We start from the raw sequence: 4585 nt of genomic DNA on the forward strand, positions 1-4585 counted from the left end.
GCTCTGCTGTCGACGTTTCGCTACCGCATCGGTGAGATGTGACGAATCGCCAGCTAGCCGCGTCCGACGTAGCGTTGTCCGCGGCGGCTCAGGGCGTCGATGACGACGGCGGCGAGCAGGACGAGTGCGGTGATGATCTGCTGCGCATCGGAGTTGAAGCCGATGAGGTAGAGACCGTTGTTGATCGCGCCGACTACCAGGGCACCGAGTACAGCGGCCCAAGCTGAACCGCGACCGCCGAACAGCGAGGTACCTCCGATGACCGCCGCCGCTATGGCATTGAGCAGATCCTGGGTGGGGACAAGAGTCGATCCCGCGTTAGTCGTCACCCCCGCCTTGATGAAGCCGAAGAGCGCGGCCAAAGTGCCCGCGGCCATGAAGACACTGATGCGCACCCACGTCACCCGGATGCCGGCTCGACGAGCCGCCTCGACCTTGCCGCCGACGGCGTAGATCGACCTGCCGTAGCGGGTCTTGCGCAGCACCAGATCAATGACGACCGCGATGACGATCATGAGGAGGAAGGGCATCACGAGCCCGAAGTCCTGGTTAATGAGGATGAGGAAGCCGAACACGACTGCCGCCAGCAGTGCAATGCGCACGATCACCGAAGTCCAGCTCGGCGCATCAAGGCCCTCGCCGTGCCGACGCAGCTTCGAGTAGATGATTCCGGCGGCGAAGCCGATGACCGCGATCGCACCGAACACATAGGCCCAGATGGCTGGGAAGTAGAAATTCGCGAAATCGAAGGCGAACGTGTCCGACATCGACAGATTCTTCTGCGTGCCCAACGTCGTCAGCGTCAGACCGGTGAAGGCGAGCAGTCCCGCCAAGGTCACGACGAATGCCGGGATGCCGACGACCGCGAAGAACCACCCTTGGATTGCTCCGACGACCATACCGAGCAGCAGCATGATGACCAGCGCCACCAGTGGGTTCACTCCCTGCCTGACCACGAGTACACCGAGCAGCGACGCGGCCAGCCCACCCAGCTGCGCCAGGGACAGGTCGATCTCGCCGAGCAGCAAGATGAGGTTGATGCCCAGAGCCAGGATCGCGATGTAGGCAACCGTTGATGAAAGGTTGACGAGATTAGCCGGAGAGAGGAAGTTGCTGTTCGCCGTCTGGAAGACGATAACGATGACGACGAGCGCGAGGATCACGGGAAGCGAACCGAGCTGGCCCTCCTTGACGCGGCGGAGGAACGTGGCGAAGAGGCCCTCGTGGGAGATCCGTTCGTCGGTGATGAATGAGTTGCGGGTCATCGGCGCTCACCCCTGCGCGTGGCCCTTTGGGTCACGACATTGTCGCTGGCCCCGGTGATCGCGGCAACGAGCACGTCCGTGCGCTCGTCTCCGGGGAAGTCACCGGCGTCCTTGCCCAGGCGCAGCACATGCACCCTGTCGGCAACTGCCTGCACATCGGCCATATTGTGACTCACGAGCAGCACACCCAGATCGCGTTCCTTCAAACGTTCGATGAGATTGAGCACCTCGGCGGTCTGAGCCACGCCCAGGGCCGCCGTCGGCTCGTCGAGCATGACGATGGACGGCTCGCCGAGGAGGGACCTGGCGATCGCGACCGTCTGACGTTGGCCGCCGGACAGAGCTGCGATCGGCACCCTCACACTCGGGATCTTCGCTGAGAGGCTGCGCAGCAGTTCCCAGGATTTGGCCTCCATGGCCACCTCGTCGAGAACACCGCCGCGGGTCTTCTCGTGTCCGAGGAAGAGGTTGGCCACGACGTCGAGATTCTCACACAGTGAGAGATCCTGAAAGACTGTGGCGACCCTCGCGTTCTGCGCGTCCTTCGGCGAAGCGAACTTCTGCGTGGTCCCATTGATTATGAGTTCGCCCTCGTCGGCCGAGTGGACGCCTGCAATGACCTTGATCAGCGTCGACTTGCCGGCGCCATTGTCTCCGACGAGGCCGACGACCTCGCCACGGCCGATTGTCAGGTTGATGTCAGTCAGAGCCTGAACGGCTCCGAATCGTTTGTTGATCCCGCGCAGTTCGAGCACAGTTTCGCTGCTGTCATCCGGTGCCCGCGAGGAGGCGGGCGCCGGTTCAGGTGTCTCAGGAGTCATCTGTTCCTACTTGTCGATGTCGATTCGCGGTGCCGGAGCCCGTGCGCTCCAGATGAAACCTCACGGGTTCCGGCACTGAGCAGCGTGCTGTTATTTCACGCCTGCGTCGTCGCAGAGCTTCTTCACACCGCCGGTGCAGATGTCTTCGGCTTTGATCTGATCCCCGACGATGTCCTTCACAGTGTCTTTCGTGACGACCTTGGCCTCGACGAAGTCCGTCGGGGTGTTCTTGTAGGTTGTTGACCCTTCTGGTTCCTCGCCTCCAGCCAGGGCGACGGCAGCCTTGGCAGCGAACTCCGCCTGGGGCGGGATCGACTTGTAGATCGTGGCGTACTGGTCACCTCTGAGGATGTTCTGCAGACCGTCGACCTCCGCATCCTGACCGGTGACGACGGTTTCGACCTTCGCCTTCTTTGTGGCCGCGAGAACACCGCCAGCGGTGCCGTCATTGGCCGCGTAGATGGCGATCGGATCCTCATCAGCGCTCTGCAGCTGGCCTTCGACCCACTTACGGGCATCGTCCGGGTTCCAGTCGAGCGTGTCATGGCTGCCGGCGATTTCGACACCTGCGGCCTTGAGCGTCTCCTCGGCACCGGCCTTGAAGTCAGCGGCGTTCGGGTCCTTCGGATCGCCGTTGACCATCCACACCGGGCCTGACTTCGGGTCGACGCCCTCGGCCTTAAGCCCGTCGAGGACGGCTTGACCCTGGAGGTTGCCGATCTTCTTGTTGTCGAACGAGGTGTAGTAGTCGGCACCCTCGAAGAAGCGATCGTAGGAGATGACCGGAATCTTCTTGGCCTCGGCCTTCGACAGAGCCGATGACACTGCCGAGGCGTCGACCGGGTCAAGGACGATGGCGTCGACTCCCTCGGTGACTGCCGCTTCGACCTGCTGTTGCTGCTGGGTCGCATCTTGGTTGGCGTTGCTGTATTTGACCTTCGCTTCGGGGTTGGCCTCTGCGACGTACTTCTCGAAGTTCGGCTTGTCCAGAGATTCGTAGCGCGTGGTCTTGGACTCTGGGAGTAGCAAGGCGATGGCCACCTCGCCGTCTGAACCAGAACCGCTCTCGGCTTCGGCGTTGCCCTGGCCCTTCTGGCTCCCACAGCCGCTGAGCGCGAGAGCGCCGATGGCAACCGAAGCACCGAGGAGCGCCAGCTTCTTTCGGGACTGCTTGTTACGGGACTGCAGGTTGTACCTCATAATGAGCCTCTCAATCTTTCTGACAACGTTGTCAGGCTGAACAATATGATTCGCCCATCGACGCTCCGTGTCAACTGTTTCACCGAAAAATTCTTCTCGGAGTGATCTCAACGGACAGTCTTACTTGCCAGATGCCTCTTCGCCGCTGCCGCGCGCGATCACGTGCACCGGCACCTCGAACGATCCTCCGTCCGCACCCTGTGCGGTCGCGGAACTCGGCACCTGCCGCAGACGGCGGACCGCCTCGGCGGCCATGGCGCTGACGTCACGATCGATGACGGTCACGTCTAAGAGGTCCGCGGCGGGGAAATCATCGATGCCCACCAGCGCCGGCCATTCATCGAGGCGCCGGCAGGCGTCGATGGCCCCCTGAGTCAGGGTCGCGGACAGGGCGATCAGTGCGCTGGGCGCGCTGCGCGAACCCAGCCAGGCCGCGACGACGTTCTTCGCGCTGGCCAGATCGTGGGCGTCTTCGCGCATGTAGGCGCGCCACCCGATGTCCGAGCGTCCGGCGAAGGCAGATTGGATTCCGGCGAGCCTGGCGGTGGTGATGGGGCTGGTCGAATGATCGCCGATGACGCCGAGGCTGATATGCCCGTGATTGAGCAGTTGAGTCGCCGCCAGACGTCCGGCACGTTCCTCATCACCGGCGATGAGGTCCACGCCCGGCCCTGCTGTCGATGGGTCGAAGGACACGATCTGCACAGCAGCAGACGCCGCATCGGCGTAGAACCGTGCGGCGTCCGGATGCGATCGGATGACGCAGATTCCGGTCATGTCATTGGCCAGGCACTCGTCGAGGAAGCCTCGTTCACGGTCGAGATCGTCGGCGGTGACCGTCACGACTGGGCGCAGTCCGACCCTGCTCAGCTCGGCCTCCAACAGGGTGAAGAGGCGAGCTTGGAAGGGGTCATCTCCATCGCTCATGACCACGCCGATGTAGGGCGAACGGCCACCGGCACGCAGGCGCCTGGCCGTGGAGTTGATGCGGAATCCGAGCTCGGCGGCGGCTTCCTCCACTTTCTCAGCGGTCCTCGCGGCCACATGCTTTTCGCCGTTGAGCACTCGGGAAGCGGTTTTGATGCTGACTCCTGCGCGCGAAGCGACCGTGGCCAGGGTCGGCCGATCGTTCTGCTTCGCCATGACCACACCTTTGAGTCGGGAATCCTACGGACCGCTTGCGGTCTGCGCGCGGGCGACCGATAGGAATGATGATAGCCGCTGGCGCTCGCATGGTCGCAGACGGTCCGGCGATTCGGCCCGCACCCCACATCCACGCCGAGGTGGGGGCGGGGGGGG

General features: G+C 63.2%; 4 protein-coding genes. All 4 read right to left on the reverse strand.

The window, feature by feature from the left end; translation table 11 throughout:
- Positions 1-53: 53 nt before the first annotated feature.
- The 4 genes from ACE03M_RS04565 to ACE03M_RS04580 all read right to left on the reverse strand — a co-directional run bounded on the left by ACE03M_RS04565 (position 54) and on the right by ACE03M_RS04580 (position 4429).
- Positions 54-1265 (reverse strand): sugar ABC transporter permease, encoded by a 1212-nt coding sequence (locus tag ACE03M_RS04565; protein ID WP_143924259.1) that lies wholly within the window; start codon positions 1263-1265, stop codon positions 54-56.
- Positions 1262-2086, reverse strand: coding sequence for an ATP-binding cassette domain-containing protein (locus tag ACE03M_RS04570; protein WP_143924260.1), 825 nt, complete (start codon positions 2084-2086; stop codon positions 1262-1264). The genes ACE03M_RS04565 and ACE03M_RS04570 overlap by 4 nt, the downstream gene beginning before the upstream one ends.
- A gap of 90 nt (positions 2087-2176) precedes the next feature.
- Complete coding sequence (locus ACE03M_RS04575) at positions 2177-3286, reverse strand: substrate-binding domain-containing protein (RefSeq protein WP_485932904.1); 1110 nt, start codon at positions 3284-3286, stop codon at positions 2177-2179.
- A gap of 120 nt (positions 3287-3406) precedes the next feature.
- Positions 3407-4429 carry a LacI family DNA-binding transcriptional regulator gene (locus tag ACE03M_RS04580; protein WP_485932905.1) on the reverse strand — a complete coding sequence of 341 codons (1023 nt, stop codon included), beginning with the start codon at positions 4427-4429 and terminating at the stop codon, positions 3407-3409.
- Between the last annotated feature and the right edge of the window lie 156 nt (positions 4430-4585).

This window comes from Brevibacterium sp. AGC70 (assembly GCF_057334195.1).